Raw genomic sequence first — 19,620 nt, forward strand, 5'->3', positions numbered from 1 at the left:
CATTAGTCTTTATTTCTCGTTCCCGCTCCAGCGGTTCTTCAGCTTTGTCTGCATCCGGTACAGGGTATTCAACGCGTCGATCGGCGTCATATTGCCCAGCTCCAGATTTTTCAGTTCTTCGATGATATCGTCCTCACGCACCGTATCAAACAGGGTAAGCTGGCTCATTTCCACATCATCCGGCTTCGGTACCGGCTTATGGCCCGCAGGCGCATTGCCTTCCGCAATCTCGCGGGTCCTTGCTGTCAGGTCGGAATCTACCAGCTGCTCCACCAGCTCTTTCGCGCGGCTGATCACCGAATCCGGTACTCCGGCCAGCTTTGCTACCTGAATACCATAGCTCTTGTCAGCCCCGCCCTTTACAATTTTTCGCAGGAACACAATGTCATCGCCCTGTTCTTTCACGGCAATGCAGTAGTTGGTGACACCGCTCATCAGACCTTCCAGTTCTGTCAGCTCATGGTAATGCGTAGCAAACAGGGTCTTTGCTCCCAGCAGCCGGGTGTTGCTGATATGCTCCACGACAGCCCAGGCAATGCTCAGTCCGTCAAAGGTACTGGTTCCGCGTCCGATCTCATCCAGGATCAGCAGACTGTTTCGGGTCGCGTTTCTCAGAATATTGGCTACCTCGGTCATCTCCACCATAAAGGTACTCTGGCCGCTTGCCAGATCATCGGAAGCGCCCACACGGGTAAAGATGCGGTCACAGATACCGATATTCGCCTGGTCCGCCGGAACAAAGCTGCCGATCTGCGCCATTAGAACGATCAGGGCTGTCTGACGCATGTAGGTGGATTTTCCGGCCATGTTTGGTCCTGTGATGATGGAGATGCGGTTCCTGGAATTATCCAGGATCGTGTCATTTGCCACAAACATATCATCCCGCATCATCTTCTCTACCACCGGATGGCGGCCGCCCTTGATCTGAATGGTGCCCTTTTCGTTGATCTGCGGCTTCACGTAGTTGCTTCGGGTAGCCACGACAGACAGAGATACGAACACATCCACTGCCGCAATGGCACGGGCTGTCTTCTGGATCCGCACAACCTCTGCCGCAATGGCATCCCGTACCCCGCAGAACAGGTCGTACTCCAGAGAAAAGAGCTTATCCTCTGCTCCCAGGATCACATCCTCCAGGTTCTTGAGTTCATCCGTAGTGTAGCGCTCTGCATTGGTCAGGGTCTGTTTGCGGATAAAATATTCCGGAACCAGATCTTTAAAGGAATTCGTAACCTCAAAGTAGTAACCGAACACCTTGTTGTATTTGACCTTCAGGTTCTTAATACCGGTGCTTTCACGCTCTCTTGCTTCCAGCTCAGCCAGCCATGTCTTGCCCTCGGTCTTTGCATGGCGCAGGCGGTCTGCCTCCTCATTGTAGCCATCCCGGATCATTCCGCCCTCACGGACCGTGATCGGCGGTTCCTCAACGATCGCGCGGGTGATCAGGTCCTCCAGATCTTCCAGCGGATCCAGCTCTTGTTCCAGCTCTTTTAAGGCATCCGATGTGAATTCACCCAAAAGCCTCTTGATATGCGGCACCATTGCAATGGAATTGCGAAATGCCAGCAGATCTCTCGGATTTGCGGTCTTATAGCTGATGCGTCCGATCAGGCGTTCCAGATCATAGACCGGATTTAAATATTCCCCCAGCTCTTCCCGGCTTATGTAATTTAAGTTCAGCTCTTCGATCGCATTCTGGCGCTTTAAGATATCTTCCCTGGAAATCAGCGGCTGCTCGATCCAGGTACGAAGAAGTCTGGCGCCCATGGCCGTGCGGGTCTTATCCAGTACCCAGAGAAGGCTTCCCCGCTTCTGCTTCTCCCGCATCGTCTCCAGAAGCTCCAGGTTTCGTCTGGTGGAAGAATCCAGCACCATGTAATTTCCGGTTGCATAAGGCACAATGGTAGTCAGGTGATCCAGCGTGCTCTTCTGGGTCTCATACAGATACTGCAGCACGGCACCTGCCGCGATGACACCACAGTCATAGTCTCCAAGCCCCAGTCCCTCCAGGCTTCCCACCTTAAAATGCTCCCGCAGCACTCTGCGGCAGCTGTCATCCTGGAAAAAATGAGAATCCAGGGCTGATACCGTAAAGTGATACCGGTCCTTCAAATCCTCCAGGCTGATCCCGGACATGGAAAACGCATCATTGCAGATGACTTCTGCCGGAGAAAATTTATTGATCTCATCAAACAGGGCACGGTCGGTGGAAACCTCCGTTACCAGGAAATCTCCGGTGGTGATATCTGCCACGGAAACCCCCATTTTATCTGCCAGGTAAACGATCCCCATCAGATAATTATTCTTGGTCTCATCGAGCGCCTGGGCACTGGTAATGGTGCCCGGTGTCACCACGCGGATCACCTCACGTTTTACCAGGCCCTTTGCTAACTTCGGATCCTCCATCTGCTCTGCGATGGCAACCTTGTAGCCCTTTTGCACAAGACGGCTTAAATAGCTGTCCACAGCATGATAAGGAACGCCACACATGGGTGCGCGTTCCTCCAGTCCACATTCCTTTCCGGTCAGAGTGATCTCTAATTCCCTGGACGCGGTCAGCGCGTCATCAAAGAACATCTCATAGAAATCGCCCAGGCGATAGAATAAAATACAGTCACTATATTGTTTTTTGGTCTCCATGTATTGGGCCATCATTGGTGATAATCCAGCCACGTTTTAACTCTCCTGTCCTTCCACTTGCTTTCCCATGTAGTAAAATCCCTTAGACTCTTCCAGCCATACATCCACGATCTTTCCGATGAGGCTTTCATCTCCCGGGAAATGCACTACTGTGTTGTTGCTCAAACGTCCGGTCACATAGCCTTCCTTGTGGTCGTCCGGCATCTCCACCAGAACCTTCTGTATCGTGTGAAGATCACGTCCGCAGACCTCGGAGGAAATCTCCTGGACTTCTTTGAGCAGGCGGTCAAAACGTTCCTTTACAACTGCTTCCGGTACCTGCTCCATCGCTGCGGCAGGCGTTCCGGTACGCTTCGAATAAATAAAAGTAAAAGCGCTGTCATAGCGGACACGGCGCACCACATCCATGGTTTCCGCAAAGTCTTCCTCCGTTTCGCCCGGAAAGCCCACAATGATATCCGTGGTCAGGGCAATATCCGGAATAGCCGCGCGAAGCTTATCCACCAGCATCAGATAACGCTCCTTATCATAATGGCGGTTCATCAGCTTTAAAATACGGCTGCTGCCGGACTGCAGCGGTAGATGCAGATGATTGCAGACCTTCTCGCAGTCGCGCATGGCCTCGATCAGCTCATCGGAAAGATCCTTCGGATGGGAGGTCATGAAGCGGATACGCTCCAGGCCTTCGATCTTGTTCACCTCACGCAGCAGCTGTGCGAAGGTCATCGGCTCTTCCAGATTTTTTCCGTAAGAGTTTACATTCTGACCGAGCAGCATTACCTCTACCACTCCGTCTGCCACCAGTTTTTTGATCTCGGCTACAATATCCTCCGGTTTTCTGCTGCGTTCCCGTCCGCGCACGTACGGCACGATGCAATAGCTGCAGAAGTTGTTACAGCCAAACATAATGTTGACACCGGACTTAAAGGAATATTTCCGGTCCACAGGAAGCTCCTCCACGATCTTGTCCGTATCCTTCCAGATATCTACTACCATGCGGTTTTCACTCATCATGCGGCAGCATAACAGTTCTGCCAGTTTAAAGATGTTATGAGTACCAAAGATCAGATCCACGTAGGAATAGCTCTTTCGGATTTTTTCAATTACGGACGGTTCCTGCATCATGCAGCCACACAGGGCGATCATCATGCCGGGACGCTTCTTTTTTAAGGTCTGCAGATAGCCAAGACGGCCGTACACCTTCTGGTTTGCGTTATCACGAACCGTACAGGTATTGTAAAGCACCAGATCTGCATTCTCGGATTCCACTTCCAGCAGGCCGATCTCTTCTAAAATTCCGCAAAGCTTCTCGGAGTCCCGGGCATTCATCTGACAGCCGAAGGTTGCGATGTGGAAGGTACCGTATTTTCCTTCTGCCTGAAGTCTTAAAAGCAGTTCACTCTCATAGCGTCCTGCGGCCTCCCCGCTGTCTGCCAGACTTTCAAACTGCTGCTTCCATAAGATTTTTGCCTGTTCTATAAAATAGTACTGGCGTGCGCCATCATCCTCCGGCGCCGCAGCACGGATCATTTCAAATTCCGGTGTTTCGTTCTGTTTGTATATTTTCATCTTTACCTCATTATTCACATTATGATATTTCAAATTTTCTTCCCTGTACGGAAATCCACGCACTCGGACGGATCGTAATAGATCCGGTCCTCTGCCTCCAAAACTGCCCTTCCGTTCTCTACCGACACAATATTTACCGCGCAGTTTGGCGGAACCTTTCCATGCCAGAAATCTGTCTTGTCTTCATACACATTGTGCAGGATACCCCTGCAGGCGCATCCATGGCTGGCAATCAGAATCGTCTTATCCTTCCAGTCCGGATTGCTTACCAGCTCATCCCAGAATGCCCTGGTACGGGCACAGAGCTGTGTGATCGTTTCTCCGTCTGCTGCCGTCTGAAAATGAAACGGATCCTGATAAAAGTCCTGAAAATGCTCTGACGGGATCTCAAAATTTGCTTTGCGGCAGCCAAGTCCTTCCCATGAGCCAAAGCTCAGTTCCTCGATCCGGGCATCCTCAAGCACCGGGACCTGCCTGCCCGCCAACACCAGGTCCGCTGTCTGCCTTGCCCGCTTTAACGGACTGGATATGGCAAGATCAAAGGGGACCTCTTTTAATGCCTCACCGGTGATCTTCGCCAGCCGGATGCCATTTTCATTTAACGGGATGTCTGTCTGACCCTGAAGACGTCCCTCTGCATTCCAGGAGGTTTCTCCGTGCCGGATAATGTAAAGCTTCATTATGGTCTCACCTGCCCGTTTCCGTAGATAATATACTTCGTGGTGGTCAGCGCCTTTAAGCCCATCGGTCCTCTTGCATGAAGCTTCTGGGTGCTGATGCCAATCTCAGCGCCAAAGCCGAACTCTCCGCCATCGGTAAAGCGGGTAGACGCATTGACATAGACGGCTGCCGCGTCAATCCGGTTCAGAAATTCCTGGGCGTGATTGTAATCCTGCGTGATGATCGCTTCGGAATGACCGGTATTGTAACGATTGATATGGCGGATTGCCTCATCCAGGGAATCCACCAGCTTCAGAGACAAAATATAGTCCAGATACTCCGTCCCCCAGTCCTCCGGCGTGGCTGCGGAAAACTCCGGCACGATTCCTCTTGCCGCCTCATCTGCCCGCACTTCCACAGACTTTTCTGCAAGACGCGCTGCCAGCAGCGGGAGAAATTTCTCCGCAATGCTTCTATGTACGACCAGGGACTCGCAGGCATTGCAGACGCCGATGCGCTGAGTCTTGGCATTCTCGATGATGTTCAGTGCCATCTCAAAATCTGCCGTCTCATCCACATAGATATGGCAGTTGCCTGTACCAGTTTCAATGACCGGCACAGTGCTGTTTTGTACGACACTGCGGATCAGTCCGGCGCCGCCACGCGGGATCAGCACATCCACAAACTCATTCAGGCGCATGAACTCCGTGGTCACCGCCCGGTCTGTATCGGTGATCAGCTGCAGGGAGTCTTCCGGCAGTCCCGCACGGGAAAGTCCGGTCCGAAGCCATTTCACGATTTCCTTATTGGACTCAATGGCATCACTTCCGCCTTTTAAGATCACGGCGTTTCCGGTCTTAAAGCACAGACCGAAGGCATCGGATGTCACATTGGGACGCGCCTCATAGATCATGCCGACCACGCCAAGCGGCACACGCTTCTCGCCGATCAGAAGACCGTTTGGTCTTGGCTTCATGGATGCCACCTCTCCCACCGGATCCGGCAGCCTGGCGATCTGCAGCAGACCATCTGCCATAGCCTGCAGACGATCCGGTGTGAGCTCCAGACGGTCGATCAGTCCCTGGCTCATGCCGTTTTCCGATGCCCGTATCACATCCTCCTGATTTGCCGTCAGAATATCCTCTTCCCCATCGAGGAGTGCCTGGGCTGCCTGACGCAGGCCTTCATTTTTCTCTGTAATACCAAGACTGTTTAAATAGGATGCCGCTTCCTTTGCGCGGACACCGATCACTCTCAAATCCATGCCTGATCCTCCTGTTATCACATAATCCATCGTCTTATCATGCTCCTCGACAGGGAGCCTGGAAAAAATCTGAAACGGATAGCAGACCGCCACCCGCTTATGCTCCGGCTCCTCCGAAAAGAAACGGTCATAAAAGCCGCCGCCATATCCCATGCGGTCGCCTGCCCTGGTAAAGGCTGTTCCCGGCGTGATCACCACAGCCTGCGGGCAGCATGCTTTTTCGCAGTGCTCTGCCGGTTCCGGAATATTCCGAAAGCCCGGGACCAGGTCTTTTCTGCTCCGCACCAGATAAAAATCCATCCGCTCTCCGGCCACCCGCGGCAGCGCCACCAGATAGTCCTGCTGCCACAGCGCATCCATGAGCTGAAAGGTATCTGCCTCTCCACCAAATGAAGCATACAGATACACGGTATCCGGGATCTTTTTTTCTGCCCGCAGGCGGCTTAAAAGCGCCAGTACCTGTTCCCGGATCTGCGCGTCCATAGTCTCTTTTCGTCCAATGGCTTCCGGCTTTTGCAGCTCTGCCCGCAGCATGCGGATCTGACTGCGGATCTTGTTTTTAAGACTGGGTATCTTTGATTCCGCCATATTTCTTTCCAAGATCGGTAATAGTGCCGTCCTTTTCCCTGATCGAAATGTTATTTAAATGCGCTCTCATGTTGTTTTTGATAGACGCTATATACTCCTTGCGAAGTCTCGCCTGCTCTTCCTTTTCTTCCTCGGTCAGCCCCACTGCCTGGGATTTGTGGTAGAGGGCGTTGATGCGGTCGATACTGCTCTGATCCATAGTGATTCTCCTTTACTTTCCTGTCTCATATTTGGTATTGATATAATCCATCAGATCAAAATCCCGGTTTGGATGTGCCAGGAATAACGTTCCCTTCTCTTCTCCGTTTATCAGTTCATGGATCACATCCACATTATCCGCATTGCAGATGATCATGTCAGATCCGCTGTCTGTGGCAATCCGGGCTGCAGCCAGCTTGGCCGCCATACCGCCGGTTCCCACATCACTTCCGGAGCCGCCTCCCATGCCGATCAGTTCCGGTGTGATCTCCTCAACCAGGCCGATAAATCTTGCATCCGGATTCCTGTGGGGATCCTCCGAATACAGTCCGTCAATATCGGACATCAGGATCAGAAGATCTGCGCCGATGAGTGCTGCCACGATCGCAGAAAGCCGGTCATTATCACCGAACTGGATTTCGTGGGTGGAAACCGTATCGTTTTCGTTGACGACCGGCACTGCTCCCAGTCTCAAAAGCTCCTCAAAGGTATTCTGGGCATTGATCCGGGAATCCTGATTCGTCATGGTATCCTTTGTCAGAAGCACCTGCGCCGCAATGTGGTTGTACTCAGAAAAGAGCCGCTGGTACACCATCATGAGGCGGGCCTGTCCTACCGCCGCGTAAGCCTGCTTTTCAGAAATGGTCTGAGGGCGTTTCTGACCGCCAAGAACCTGCCGTCCGGCCGCGATGGCACCGGAGGAAACCAGTACTACGTCTTTTTCCTCTCCCTTCAGATCGCAGATCACACGGATCAGCTTTTCAATCTTAAAGAGATTCAGTTCCCCGGTATTTTCATGGGTCAGGGAAGAAGAACCGATCTTGATAACAATCCGTTTTTTATCCTTTAGTTTTTTTCTGAAATCATTCATATCCCGCTTTATTTATCCTTTTCATCTAATCTGTAACGTCTTGCAATGGCCTCAGCTACCTTCACGCCGTCCATCGCCGCAGAGGTGATGCCGCCCGCATAACCGGCGCCCTCACCGCAGGGGTACAGTCCCCGCAGCTCACTCTCAAACTGTTCATCCCGCCAGATACGCACCGGGGATGAGGTGCGGCTCTCAACGCCCGCAAAAACGGCATCCGGCCGGTCAAAGCCGCGGATCATATGTCCAAAGCCATCCATAGCCTCCATCAGCGCCAGGTTCAGCGGCTCCGGCAGGATGGAACGGACATCACCAAAAGCCCATTCGCCCCGCATCTGGGGATTTACCCCGCCAAGTTTACGGCTGATCACATTCTGGCAGAAATCTCCGTAAAGCTGTACCGGGATCTTGCCGCCGGCTGCCTGGTATGCTGCCTCCTCCAGTTTTCTTTGGAATGCCACGCCTCCAAGGGCTCCGCCCTCCGGAAAATCCTCCGGCGTGACCGTAACGATCAGGGCACTGTTGGCGTTCTCTCCGGCACGGTTGTGATAGCTCATGCCGTTTACCGTCAGCCGTCCGGATTCGGAAGAGGCATTCACCACATAACCACCCGGACACATACAGAAGCTGTATACACCGCGCCCGCTTTTTGTCTGTCTGGTAAGCTTATAATTTGCCGCGCCAAGGGCTCCGGCCTCCTCCCGCCCATACTGGGAGAGATTGATCATCTTCTGAGGATGCTGGATACGCAGTCCCACCGCAAACGCCTTCTGTTCCATGGGGACCTTCCGGTCCAGCAGCATGGAAAAGGTATCTCTTGCGCTGTGCCCGATGGCAAGCACCACCACACTGCTTTTGATTTCTTCCTCCACCGGAGCGCCTGTCTGCGGATCTGCAAAGGAAATCTTCACACCGCATACCCGGCTCTGTTCCGTCAGAAGATCTGTCACCTGCGTATCAAACCGTACGGTTCCGCCCAGGCGGATGATTTCTTCACGCATATGCTTAACCACCTCAGCCAGCACATCCGTACCGATGTGTGGTTTATGGTCATACAAAATAGAAGGATCCGCGCCGAACTCGGTAAAAAGCTCCAGGACCAGTTTTCCGCGTCCCAGAGGATCTTTCACCAGAGTATTCAGTTTGCCGTCAGAAAATGTGCCGGCGCCGCCCTCGCCAAACTGTACATTGGTCTGCATATCCAGCGCGCCTCCCTGCCAGAACGCGTTCACCTTTTTCTGTCGCTCGTCCACTGCGCTTCCTCGTTCCAGCAAAACAGGGCGGTAGCCCTGCCTTGCCAGCATCAGACCGCAAAATAAGCCTGCCGGCCCGGTTCCGATGATCAGCGGACGCTCCTTTAACACCGTCTCACCGGATTCCGGGAACCGGTAGCGCACCTCTTTGCAGAGACTGATCTGTGGATTTTTCAGCTTATGTATAAGCTCAGCTTCCCTTTTGACCGAAACATCGACTGTATAGCTGTAAAACAGTTCCGGCTTCTTTCTTGCATCCAGCGAGCGCTTGCGGATATGCAGTTCCCGGATTTCTTCCGGCGAAATCCGTAAAAGCTTCGCTGCCTTCTTTGTGAGCATCTCCGGCGTATGGTCTGCCGGAAGCTTGATCTGTGTTAATCGTATCATAATTTAATTTCTCCCTGCCGTTCTTCCTGCCACGGCCCCGGTGCTCCAGGCCCACTGCAGGTTATAGCCGCCGCAGATGCCGTCTACATCCGTCAGCTCTCCCACCAGGAACAGACCCTTCACCAGCTTTGACTCCATGGTATCCGGCCTGAGTTCCCGTGTGTCCACGCCGCCGCAGCATACCTGGGCCTGCTCAAAGCTGTTGGTGGATATAACCGGCACTTCAAATTGCTTCACCTGCACAGTCAGTGTCTCCAGCTGGCTGTCTTTGATGCGCGCACAGGTAACATCAAGCGGAATGCCAGCCTGTTTTAACAGTACGGCGGCCAGCTTCTTATTCAGAACTCCATTCAAAAACTCCCCAGACGGCCGGTATCCCAATGCTGCCTTTCTCTGTTTTAGCATGGTTCTGGTATCTTCCATGCTCTTTGACGGGAAGAAATCCAGCAATGCGCTGACCTGTCTTCCCTCATCCAGGGCACGTGCCGCATAACGGCTTACCTGGAAGGTCGGAATGCCGGAAATACCGTAATCTGTCAGCTGCACCTCGCCCTCATCAGCCGCCAGGGTCTTTCCGTTACTCACCAGACGCACCACTGCCTCACAGCGCACACCTGCCAGCTGTTTGAAAAAGGTACCCCTGCACCTCAGCTGTACCAGTGCCGGAAGAGGCTTTACAACGGTGTGTCCAAAGGATCTTGCCAGCTCATAACCGCTGCCATCGGAACCGGACACCGGAGCTGCCTTGGAACCAGCCGCCAGGATCAGGCTGTTTCCCTGAAACAGCCCCTGATCACTCTCCACGGTAAACATGCCATTTTTCGCCTTCCACGCGTTTTTGATATGACAGGAAAGTACCGTCTGAATGCCCAGATGCTCTGTTTCAAAGCGCAGCGCATCCAGTACGGAAGCAGCCTGATCCGAATTCGGGTAAATGTAGCCATTCCGGTTCTTCGTTACAATGCCGATCCCGTCAAAAAAGCTCAGGGTATCCCAGACAGAAAAACGATCCAGTACCTTCATGGGAAACAGTTTCTGGCTGCTCCGGTAATATTCAGGCCGCACGGACAGGTTTGTCATGTTGCACCGCCCGTTTCCCGTGGACAGGATTTTTTTTCCCACCCGGTCCATATGCTCCAGAATGGTCACCTCTGCACCCTCTCTGGCTGCCATGATGGCCGCCATAAGTCCGGAAGCCCCTCCTCCGATAATCAGTACTTTTTTCTTCACGTTTTTCCTCCGCCGTAATTTTTCGTCATTTGGATACTATTGTATCCAGTTTGCCCTTTCTTTTCAAGCAGTTTTTAGCTTGTGTAGGACTCCAGATAGTTAAATACCTCTGCCATGGAAGAAAACCAGAGCCCTTCCCGCAGCTTTGCGCGCTCATCAGGCGGAAAATCCATCAACGGCACATGGGTATACAGACAGATGGTTTTCCGGTCCTTTAAAAACACGAGAAGTATACCATCCTCCGCAACCAGATAATAGATTTCCCTGCCTTCCGCAACCGCCTGCACATGATCGTTATTCGCGGCCATCTGGTCCTCTGTCACCGTTTCCGGTACTGTATCGCGTTCTATTGCAGTTTCCGGTGTGTCCACAGCCCCACTGTTTTCCCAATTGCGCCGCACAAAAAACGCGATCAGGACACAGACCAGGCTAACCCCCAGAAATAAAAATAAACAGATCCTATACTTTTTCATGGAAAATCCCTCCAAGTATAGTATCTGCTTATTTTTTTGATTTTATACGGTGCTTACTTTCCTTCGATCTTTGCCGGCTGCATATCGTTGGTGGTACAGATGCAGACCCAGGTCTTCCCCGGATTCAGTACGATTTCATTGCCGGACGCATCATAATAGTGCGTCACACCGAACTCTCCGTCTTTCTCACAGGTAATATCCTCTGCCTGTCCATTGGAAATGTAATAGCCCCAGGTATCTGCCTGCACATTGATATTGCGGTACTCAGTGGACGCATAATAGGCTGCCGGACAGTACTGAATGATCAGGTTCTTCACGGCAATCTGCCCTTCATTTCCCATATGCGGACCGCCATACTGGAAGCGGTAATACAGTCCGTCATCTTCATGGTACTCAAACCACGGATTATTCAGCTTATAACCCGGTGTTACCTTGTAGGCTTCCCGAACATCGGCACCATGCATAACGGCCTGTGTTCCTTCCTTCGCAAACTTAAAATGTCCGTCATAGTCTGCGTTATATTCCTGACTGTAGCCCAGTTTCTGAATGGCGCGCTGAATGCCCTCAAAGCTGGCGTAGGCGTTATGCGGAGTTTTTTTGTCCCTGGAACGGAAGTAAGCCGTGCTTCCCTGGCCCTCAATGCCATTGATGTTATCAATGAATTTCAAATATGGCTTTGCAAAGGTACTCTGTCCGTAATGCGCGTAGATGGCATCAAACTCTCTGGCAAAATACACATAGTAGGTTCGGCAGCTGCGTACAGAACCGATCCGGCTTAAGTCATCGTAATCCTCCATAATAGCCAGATACCGGTTCATGGTAGCTTCCACCGGTACCTCGTAAACGACCCCGGCCCGGTTGATGCCATACTGCGGCAGTGCTGCCTTGTCGTTGCTCATCATAATAGCCAGCGGACGGCGGTTGCCCTGGGAGACAGGCACCATCTCACCGGTCAGATAGCTGCGAATCCTGCCGTCTTTCTCCACCCTCGGCTCCTGCTCATCCGGATCCGGCGCCTCAGTTTCCGGCGCTTCTGTCTGCGGTGCCTCGGTTTCAATCTCGATGGCTTCTGCCGCGGTTTCTTCTACGGAAGATTCCACGGTGATCTTATTATGTACTTCTTTTGTGCCGCAGCCGGTCAGTGCTGCAGCCCCCACTGCAAGACACCACGCTGCCATAACCCCAAACGCATACTTCTTCCCCTTGTTTTTTCTCATCTATGATAGCCCTCTCCTGCCAGTATCTCTCTCTGCCTGGTTTCCATTACCTCGCGCTCTGCGTCTTCCATATGGTCATAGCCGCACAGATGGAGCATGCTGTGGGCAATGAGGAACGCCAGCTCCCGTTCTCTGGAATGGCCATACTTTTCAGCCTGCTCGATCACCTTTTCCACAGAGACAATGATATCGCCCAGGATCAGCTCTCCGGTTTCCGGATTGAAATAATCCTCCACAGCCTCCTCCACATGGCTGAAATCGGATTCCTTCTCAAAATCAATCATAGGAAAGGATAATACATCTGTCGGACGGTCGATCTGGCGGTAATCCCGGTTGATCTCCTGAATCGCGTCATTATCTGTCAAAATCAGGTTCACCTCAGCCTCATAAGGGCACTTCTCATAGTCCAGCGCTGCAGGTATGATGTCATTTGCAACCTTTTCATAATCCACATCCAAAGGCTTGTCTGTCTCATATTCAATATTAATGGTCATGTATATTCCGCCTTTCTGCCAAGCATATTCCCCGCCCGGCATGTTTTGCTTTTATCGTCTCTGCTATCTGCGATATTTGAACTCTTTTAACCGATGTGTTTTTTCCTTCGGCGGCTGTTTTGCCGGGTTCTTCTTTTCGTAATCATCGTAGGCCTGTACAATCTTCTGAACCAGCGGATGACGCACTACATCGTTGCTGGTCAGGTTGCAGAAACCGATATCATCGATCTTTCCAAGCACCTTCATGGCTACATCCAGACCGGATACCGCTCCGCTCGGCAGATCCTTCTGGGTCTTGTCACCGGTAATGATGACCTTGGAGCCAAAACCGATACGGGTCAGGAACATCTTCATCTGGGCCGGTGTGGTATTTTGTGCCTCATCCAGGATGATGTAGGCATTGTCGAGGGTACGTCCCCGCATGTATGCCAGCGGCGCTACCTCGATCAGTCCCTTCTCCTGGTTATGCAGAAAGCTCTCCGCTCCCATGATCTGGTACAGGGCATCATAAAGCGGCCGCAGATACGGGTCGATCTTGCTCTGCAGGTCACCCGGCAAAAATCCCAGCTTCTCGCCAGCCTCAATAGCCGGCCTGGTTAAGATGATGCGGTTCACATCGCCGTTTTTGAACGCAGAAATTGCCATGGCCATAGCCAGATAGGTTTTTCCGGTTCCGGCCGGTCCGATACCGAAGACGATCATCTTCTTGCGGATGGTATCCACATACTGTTTCTGTCCTACGGTTTTCGGCTTCACCGGCTTTCCATTAATGGTCCGGCAGATAATGTCCTTGTCGATCTCGAGAATGGCATCGTCTGACTCGGTAAAGCACAAAGACAGAGCATAGTCCACGTTCTGTTCGGTAATGGCGTTGCCGCGCTTTGACAGCTCCACCAGATTGTTGAACACGCTCTTGGCGCGGCGGATCATCAGTTCCGGCCCGATCAGCTTGATGGCTCCATCTCTCGCAACAATCGTCACGTGCAGTGTCCTCTCGATCTTTTTTAAATAGCCGTCAAACTGTCCGCACACATTTTTCTCATGCTCCGCCGGGATATCAATTATAGTCTCAATTACACTCATTCTGTATTATCTGCTCCTTACTGTTCACACGTTGTGTACTATTCTAGCTTCTGTCCGGTTCCGGCCTCCTCTTCCACGGTCATGCTCCCGCAGATTATCCAGCCGTTACTGTTATCTAATATTTTAACATCATTTTCGATTATTTGTACCCCTTTTTCGGTTAATTTTTGTAATTTTCTTTCATGAACTGCTTTTGTAAGGTCATTTAGCTCTGTTTTCGTGCGTTTTCGTTCTACCTTCTCATACTCCCTGGCCGTAATTGCTTCGGTCCAGACCGGAAGAAAAAAATCTCCGAATAAAACGATCTGTCTGGAAACACCGGTCAGATCCCAGTTTCGTTTCCCGGCTAACGGAGGCATGGCCAGAATATCCACTGCTCCGGCCCGCAGGCGAAAGCCCCGCTGCATCTTTCCGGTATAGCTCCGCACTGTTTGAAAGTGCGGCACCCATTCCCTGTAGATCTTCGTTGTCCGCAGACGGATATCGGCATCGGCCCGCACAAACAGAGTCCGCTCCACCTCCCCGGAATCGTTGGTGACCGGCAGCATCCCTTCTACCAGAATCTGCCCCTTTTCCACCTCATCCCCGGGCTGTACTACCGCTTTTCCGGCCCTCACCAGGATGGAAACGACCGTTCCTGCTGTTTCAGCCACCAGGTTTCTTGGTGATTCTTCCCGAAGGGGAATACCATCCGCTGTCTCATTTTCCCGTATCCGGATCTGCAGCCGGGTCCCGGATACATGGGCAGATACCCAGACAATCCGGGAGCAGCGGCTTCTGAGTTCCTCCTCGATCCTGTCACAGTCCACGCCTCTTTTGGGCATTCCATAGCAGACCCCGATTTCCCGAAGCTGTCCTGTCAGCATGTCATCCGTGAAAAGAAGGTTTCCGGAGAAGCTGATATTCCAGATAAAATGGGAAAGGACAAACAACAGCAGAAAAAACGAAGCCGCCCCAACGGCAAACAGCTTTCGCTTCCGGTTCCGATATAAAAAAAAGGGCAGTCCCAGTTTTTCCTGGATGCGGACTCGCACCCCGGCTTTTCTTGCAAATGGGCGGATCCGGTAAAAATCGGGCAAGAGCAGAAAAAACCGGTATTCTTCTTTCTCACAGGCAATATTCCAAAGCAGGATTTTGCTGCTCCGGCACAGGTTGAAAAAGCGTTCCGGTGAGCGTCCTGTCAGACGTACGCGCACATATCCGGTGTAATGCTGCTTCAGCCACCGCATACTCTGTCTCCTCCGATTCAATCACAAAATTCCATACTCCGGATCTGACCTCTGATTTTCATGGAATCACGGTCATAATATACAATATTCAGCCTGCGCCCACAGATCTGCAGTCTGCAGTTTTTGCCCTGAAGCCGGATACAATCCTCTTCAAACAGCAGTATTTTCCGGTAGTTTTCCACAGTTACACTGTGCCTTCCGGAAAAGGACAGCAGGATCTCCCCAAGCATTACATCGCCCGGAAGTTTTAGCTGTTCCGTTACAGATTGTTTCGCGTGTTCCAGCATGCCGCTGCTCCCATTGCTTTTTACATAAAAATATACGAAAAAATCCCCGGTCATAGACCAGGGATTTCGGAAATACTTAATTAAATTTGCGTTTTCTTGCAGCTTCAGACTTTTTCTTGCGTCTTACGCTTGGTTTCTCGTAATGCTCTCTCTTACGAATCTCCTGCTGAATACCAGCCTTTGCGCAGTTTCTTTTGAATCTGCGTAATGCGCTGTCCAGACTCTCGTTCTCTTTAACGATAACGTTTGACATAGCTCACACCTAACCTCCCTCCAGTTGTGTACTTGTGCATAATACAACTGTTTGGGTATTTTATAGCACTGGTATGATTATAGCATAAAATCTCTATTCGTCAACTGTTTTTTTGAGTTTTTTGCGGATTTTCGTAATTTTTTGTTTTACCGGATCTGTTCTGCTGCAGTCTCGTATGCTTTCTCCAGGGCTGCGTCCACGCCTGCCGGATTCTTGCCGCCTGCCTGTGCCATATTCGGACGGCCGCCGCCGCCACCTCCAACCAGACCTGCGATCGCCTTGACCAGGTTGCCTGCATGGGCACCCTTCTTCTGGGCCTCATCGGTCGCAGTTACCATCAGGTTGACCTTGTCACCCTGAACAGATGCCAGAACGATCACGCCCTCACCAAGCTTATCCTTTAACTGGTCGCCCAGACCGCGCAGTCCGTTCATATCTACGTCAGCTACCTTTGCAGCCAGAACCTTCACGCCCTTCACGTCACGTACCTGGTTCATAACATCGCCCAGGGACTCGTTGGCCAGTTTGCTCTTTAATTTGTCGTTCTCAGCGTGCAGAGCCTTGATTTCCTCCAGCATGGATTCGATCTTGGCCTTTAAGTCTGCCGGAGTGGTCTTTGCTGCTTTTGCCGCCTCGGCCAGTTCCTGCTCCTGATTCTCATAGTAACGCATGAGACCTTCACCGGTCAGTGCCTCGATTCTGCGGACACCTGCTGCGATACCTGCCTCAGAGAGGATCTTGAATGCATGAATCGCGCCAGTGTTAGCGACATGAGTACCACCGCAAAGCTCGGTAGAGAAATCGCCCATCTTAACCACACGGACCTTCTCACCATACTTTTCGCCAAACAGCGCCATAGCGCCGGTCTTCTTCGCTTCATCCAGAGTCATCTCCTGTGTTACAACATCCAGATTCTCCTGGATCTTCTGATTTACCAGCTCCTCAACCTTTTTGATCTCCTCCGGAGTCATGGCAGAGAAATGGGTAAAGTCAAAACGGAGTCTGTCCGGAGTTACCAGGGAGCCGGCCTGCTCTACATGGTCACCGAGGACGCTGCGCAGTGCCTTCTGAAGCAGATGGGTTGCGCTGTGGTTCTTCTCGGTGGAACGGCGGGAGGCCTCATCTACCTTTAAGGTAACTGTCTCGCCTGCTGCCAGCATGCCGCTGGTCATGTGTCCTACATGGCCGATCTTGCCGCCCTGTAAGTGAATGGTATCCTCTACCACAAAGGTACCGTTGTTGGCGCCGATGATCACACCGGTATCACCGCACTGTCCACCCATGGTTCCGTAGAACGGAGTCTCCTCTACGATGATGGTTCCGCGCTGGCCGTCGGTCAGAGCTTCCACGATCTCGGTATCGGTTGTCAGAACGGAAATCTCAGACTCATGTACCAGTCTGTCGTAGCCCACGAACTTAGAGGTGATCTGAGCCGGAATGGACTGGTATACGGTTACATCCGCACCCATGTAGTTGGTTGTCTTACGTGCTTTTCTTGCCTTCTCACGCTGCTCTTTCATAGCTGCCTGGAAGCCTTCCTCGTCTACGGTCAGGTTCTTTTCTTCCAGGATCTCGATCGTTAAGTCTAACGGGAATCCGTAGGTATCGTACAGCTTGAAAGCATTCTCGCCGGAAAGAACGGTCTCGTTCTTTGCGGACATCTCGCTTTCCATATCTGCCAGGATCGCAAGGCCCTGGTCGATGGTCTTGTTGAACTTTTCTTCCTCTTCCGCAAGAACCTTTAAGATCATAGCCTTCTTCTCTTCCAGCTCCGGATATCCGTCCTTGGAAAGCTCGATAACTGTCTTGGACAACTCCGGCATAAATCTGTCCTCAATGCCAAGCAGACGTCCGTGACGTGCTGCACGGCGGATCAGACGGCGCAGAACATAGCCGCGGCCCTCGTTGGACGGCATGATGCCATCGGAGATCATGAAAGTACAGGACTTTACATGATCAGCAATGATACGCAGGGAAACATCCTTCTTGTGATCCACCTGGTACTCAGTGTGTGCCATGGCACAGACCTCATCCAGAAGTGCCTTGTTGGTATCTACGGTAAACAGGGAATCCACATCCTGGACTACAACAGCTAAACGTTCCAGACCCATACCGGTATCGATGTTCTTCTGTTTTAACTCCGTGTAATTGCCATGGCCATCGTTCTCAAACTGGGTGAATACGTTGTTCCATACCTCGATGTAACGGTCGCATTCACAGCCAACGGTACAGCCCGGCTTGCCGCAGCCGTACTTCTCACCGCGGTCATAGTAGATCTCGGAACATGGACCGCACGGACCTGCGCCATGCTCCCAGAAGTTGTCCTCTTTGCCGAAGCGGAAGATCTTCTCTGCCGGAACACCGATCTCTTTATTCCAGATGTTAAATGCCTCGTCATCATCTAAGTAAACAGACGGATACAGACGGTCTTTCTCCAGACCTACGACCTCAGTTAAAAACTCCCAGGACCAGTGGATTGCCTCATCTTTGAAATAATCACCAAATGAGAAGTTGCCCAGCATCTCAAAGAAGGTGCCGTGACGGGCAGTCTTACCGATGTTTTCGATATCACCGGTACGGATACATTTCTGGCAGGTGGTCACACGTCTTCTCGGCGGAATCTCCTGTCCGGTGAAATAAGGCTTTAACGGTGCCATACCGGAGTTGATGAGGAGCAGGCTGTTGTCGTTGTGCGGCACCAGGGAAAAGCTCTTCATTGCCAGATGTCCCTTGCTCTCAAAGAATTCCAGGAACATTCTTCTCAGTTCGTTTACTCCATACTTCTTCACTTTACTACTTCCTCCGTATTATTGCCGCTGCCCGCACTGCATGCATGCAGCGGCTGGATTTTGCTGCCGTTCTTATGCGCGGTCAGCCTCTTTTTTGTCTCTGAACTTTTTGCCGCAAATGATTCCCGCGTACGCGAGCGCTGCAAAAATGATGGCTTTTACGGTATATCCAATCAGACTGGTTGCGATAGCTGCCATAATAACTTCCTCCTTATGTTCAGAAAAACTATTTCAATTCATCTTTGTATCTTACCATAGGAACCTATAATTATCAAGTCCCCAAAAAGCAGGCAGAAAACTGTTTTTTCGTCTTCTGCCTGCTTCCTGCTTTCTGTTCTATTCCGTTTTATCAAGAATGGTTTCATACCGCCCTGCCAGATCATAAACACGTTCTCTTGTGAGATCACACAGGGAACGGATGTATTCTAACTCCTCCAGCGCGCTCCCGCTCTGCTTTTTGGAATTGGCCACCGCAGTGCTCTCCCGGTCACGGACCCAGCTGCGCTGCTCTGTAAAGAACGCGGTCTTTTCATCTCCGGACAGCTGCTGCTCCAGAGTTTCCAGAATGCTCTGCATTTTGCTTTCCCAAAGCTTTCTTTCTGACTCTGCCGCAGCCTTCAGGGCATTGGCGCTGCTGTCCGCAGACACACTCCGGCGCTTCTCCGCCTGGTCATCCAGCTCGGCGAGCTGTGCCAGGATACCGGTTTTTGTATCCGGCTGTCTTTCTTCTTTTTCCATGGCAATTCTGCCGGCCGTATCTTCCGCCTCCTCCGGCAGATCAGCCTGAGCCATAATCCTCGCATTTTCCGAAAGCGGTTCCTCACCGGGCTCAGCGGCTGTGTTCTGCACGGAAAAAGCGCGCGCTGCCTCCGCTGCGGCTTCTGTTTTCACAGGTGCCGTATCTGCCTGTCCTGACACAGCCTGTTGTGCCGCCTCTCCGGAAACATACTGCGCCTCGCTGCCCGCCAGATGCCTTGCAGAATAATCTGTGATTCCAATTCCTGCCACACAGATCACTGCAATGGCTACCCAGATTCCTTTTAGCTTCATAAATCCATCCGTCCTGCCTATTCTGTATTGTTCCAATCAAATTCCGATCCACTGAACATACCATAACATAAACAGGTCTAAATGAAAA

17 protein-coding genes and 2 pseudogenes are annotated in these 19,620 nt (G+C 51.7%); all 19 read right to left on the reverse strand.

Annotation, left to right across the window (positions count from 1 at the left end; all coding sequences use genetic code 11):
• Nucleotides 1-9: 9 nt before the first annotated feature.
• The 19 genes and pseudogenes from mutS to ACMP1L_RS06860 all read right to left on the reverse strand — a co-directional run bounded on the left by mutS (nucleotide 10) and on the right by ACMP1L_RS06860 (nucleotide 19,532).
• Entirely contained in the window at nucleotides 10-2,655 is a 2,646-nt protein-coding gene (mutS, locus tag ACMP1L_RS06770; RefSeq protein ID WP_418452474.1) for a DNA mismatch repair protein MutS, read from the reverse strand.
• 21 nt (nucleotides 2,656-2,676) lie between these two features.
• Complete coding sequence (gene miaB / locus ACMP1L_RS06775) at nucleotides 2,677-4,209, reverse strand: tRNA (N6-isopentenyl adenosine(37)-C2)-methylthiotransferase MiaB (protein WP_118732306.1); 1,533 nt, start codon at nucleotides 4,207-4,209, stop codon at nucleotides 2,677-2,679.
• A 29-nt stretch (nucleotides 4,210-4,238) separates the two neighbouring features.
• Nucleotides 4,239-4,889: a histidine phosphatase family protein gene (locus ACMP1L_RS06780; protein ID WP_177303914.1), complete on the reverse strand. Its 651-nt coding sequence runs from the start codon at nucleotides 4,887-4,889 to the stop codon at nucleotides 4,239-4,241.
• Complete coding sequence (locus tag ACMP1L_RS06785; RefSeq protein WP_418452475.1) at nucleotides 4,889-6,133, reverse strand: glutamate-5-semialdehyde dehydrogenase; 1,245 nt, start codon at nucleotides 6,131-6,133, stop codon at nucleotides 4,889-4,891. Before ACMP1L_RS06785 ends, ACMP1L_RS06780 begins: the two co-directional genes overlap by 1 nt.
• 24 nt (nucleotides 6,134-6,157) lie before the next feature.
• Nucleotides 6,158-6,721, reverse strand: a pseudogene (locus tag ACMP1L_RS06790) (5-formyltetrahydrofolate cyclo-ligase); the annotation flags it as partial.
• The gene (locus ACMP1L_RS06795) at nucleotides 6,693-6,920 is read right to left on the reverse strand and encodes a DUF896 domain-containing protein (protein ID WP_118732212.1); all 228 of its coding nucleotides are present in this window, start codon (nucleotides 6,918-6,920) and stop codon (nucleotides 6,693-6,695) included. The pseudogene ACMP1L_RS06790 and the gene ACMP1L_RS06795, both read right to left, overlap by 29 nt.
• A 12-nt stretch (nucleotides 6,921-6,932) precedes the next feature.
• Nucleotides 6,933-7,790 (reverse strand): glutamate 5-kinase, encoded by an 858-nt coding sequence (proB, locus tag ACMP1L_RS06800; protein ID WP_418452434.1) that lies wholly within the window; start codon nucleotides 7,788-7,790, stop codon nucleotides 6,933-6,935.
• Between the two features lie 8 nt (nucleotides 7,791-7,798).
• Complete coding sequence (locus ACMP1L_RS06805; protein WP_418452436.1) at nucleotides 7,799-9,427, reverse strand: NAD(P)/FAD-dependent oxidoreductase; 1,629 nt, start codon at nucleotides 9,425-9,427, stop codon at nucleotides 7,799-7,801.
• A 3-nt stretch (nucleotides 9,428-9,430) separates the two neighbouring features.
• A pseudogene (locus ACMP1L_RS06810) lies at nucleotides 9,431-10,663 on the reverse strand (BaiN/RdsA family NAD(P)/FAD-dependent oxidoreductase); the annotation flags it as partial.
• A 68-nt stretch (nucleotides 10,664-10,731) separates the two neighbouring features.
• Entirely contained in the window at nucleotides 10,732-11,130 is a 399-nt protein-coding gene (locus tag ACMP1L_RS06815; RefSeq protein WP_418452439.1) for a hypothetical protein, read from the reverse strand.
• 53 nt (nucleotides 11,131-11,183) lie between these two features.
• A complete protein-coding gene (locus ACMP1L_RS06820; protein WP_418452441.1) occupies nucleotides 11,184-12,347 on the reverse strand; it encodes a DUF3048 domain-containing protein in 1,164 nt (387 codons plus the stop codon).
• Nucleotides 12,344-12,841, reverse strand: coding sequence for an rRNA maturation RNase YbeY (gene ybeY, locus ACMP1L_RS06825; protein WP_118532552.1), 498 nt, complete (start codon nucleotides 12,839-12,841; stop codon nucleotides 12,344-12,346). The genes ACMP1L_RS06820 and ybeY overlap by 4 nt, the downstream gene beginning before the upstream one ends.
• 63 nt (nucleotides 12,842-12,904) lie before the next feature.
• Nucleotides 12,905-13,924 carry a PhoH family protein gene (locus ACMP1L_RS06830; RefSeq protein WP_118732217.1) on the reverse strand — a complete coding sequence of 340 codons (1,020 nt, stop codon included), beginning with the start codon at nucleotides 13,922-13,924 and terminating at the stop codon, nucleotides 12,905-12,907.
• Between the two features lie 38 nt (nucleotides 13,925-13,962).
• Nucleotides 13,963-15,153 carry a sporulation protein YqfD gene (locus ACMP1L_RS06835; RefSeq protein ID WP_177303921.1) on the reverse strand — a complete coding sequence of 397 codons (1,191 nt, stop codon included), beginning with the start codon at nucleotides 15,151-15,153 and terminating at the stop codon, nucleotides 13,963-13,965.
• 17 nt (nucleotides 15,154-15,170) lie between these two features.
• Entirely contained in the window at nucleotides 15,171-15,440 is a 270-nt protein-coding gene (locus tag ACMP1L_RS06840) for a YabP/YqfC family sporulation protein (protein WP_118732308.1), read from the reverse strand.
• Nucleotides 15,441-15,516: 76 nt separating this feature from the next.
• On the reverse strand, nucleotides 15,517-15,693 hold the full coding sequence (rpsU, locus tag ACMP1L_RS06845) for a 30S ribosomal protein S21 (protein WP_005539624.1): 177 nt from the start codon (nucleotides 15,691-15,693) through the stop codon (nucleotides 15,517-15,519).
• Nucleotides 15,694-15,839: 146 nt separating this feature from the next.
• Nucleotides 15,840-18,449, reverse strand: a complete 2,610-nt coding sequence (alaS, locus tag ACMP1L_RS06850) for an alanine--tRNA ligase (RefSeq protein WP_418452477.1) — start codon at nucleotides 18,447-18,449, stop codon at nucleotides 15,840-15,842.
• 105 nt (nucleotides 18,450-18,554) lie between these two features.
• A complete protein-coding gene (locus tag ACMP1L_RS06855) occupies nucleotides 18,555-18,680 on the reverse strand; it encodes a hypothetical protein (protein ID WP_279220936.1) in 126 nt (41 codons plus the stop codon).
• 138 nt (nucleotides 18,681-18,818) lie between these two features.
• Nucleotides 18,819-19,532 carry a lysozyme inhibitor LprI family protein gene (locus tag ACMP1L_RS06860; protein ID WP_418452444.1) on the reverse strand — a complete coding sequence of 238 codons (714 nt, stop codon included), beginning with the start codon at nucleotides 19,530-19,532 and terminating at the stop codon, nucleotides 18,819-18,821.
• Nucleotides 19,533-19,620 lie beyond the last annotated feature (88 nt).

The sequence above is a fragment of the Ventrimonas sp. genome (genome assembly GCF_048380235.1).
Taxonomy (GTDB): Bacteria; Bacillota; Clostridia; order Lachnospirales; family Lachnospiraceae; genus Brotaphodocola.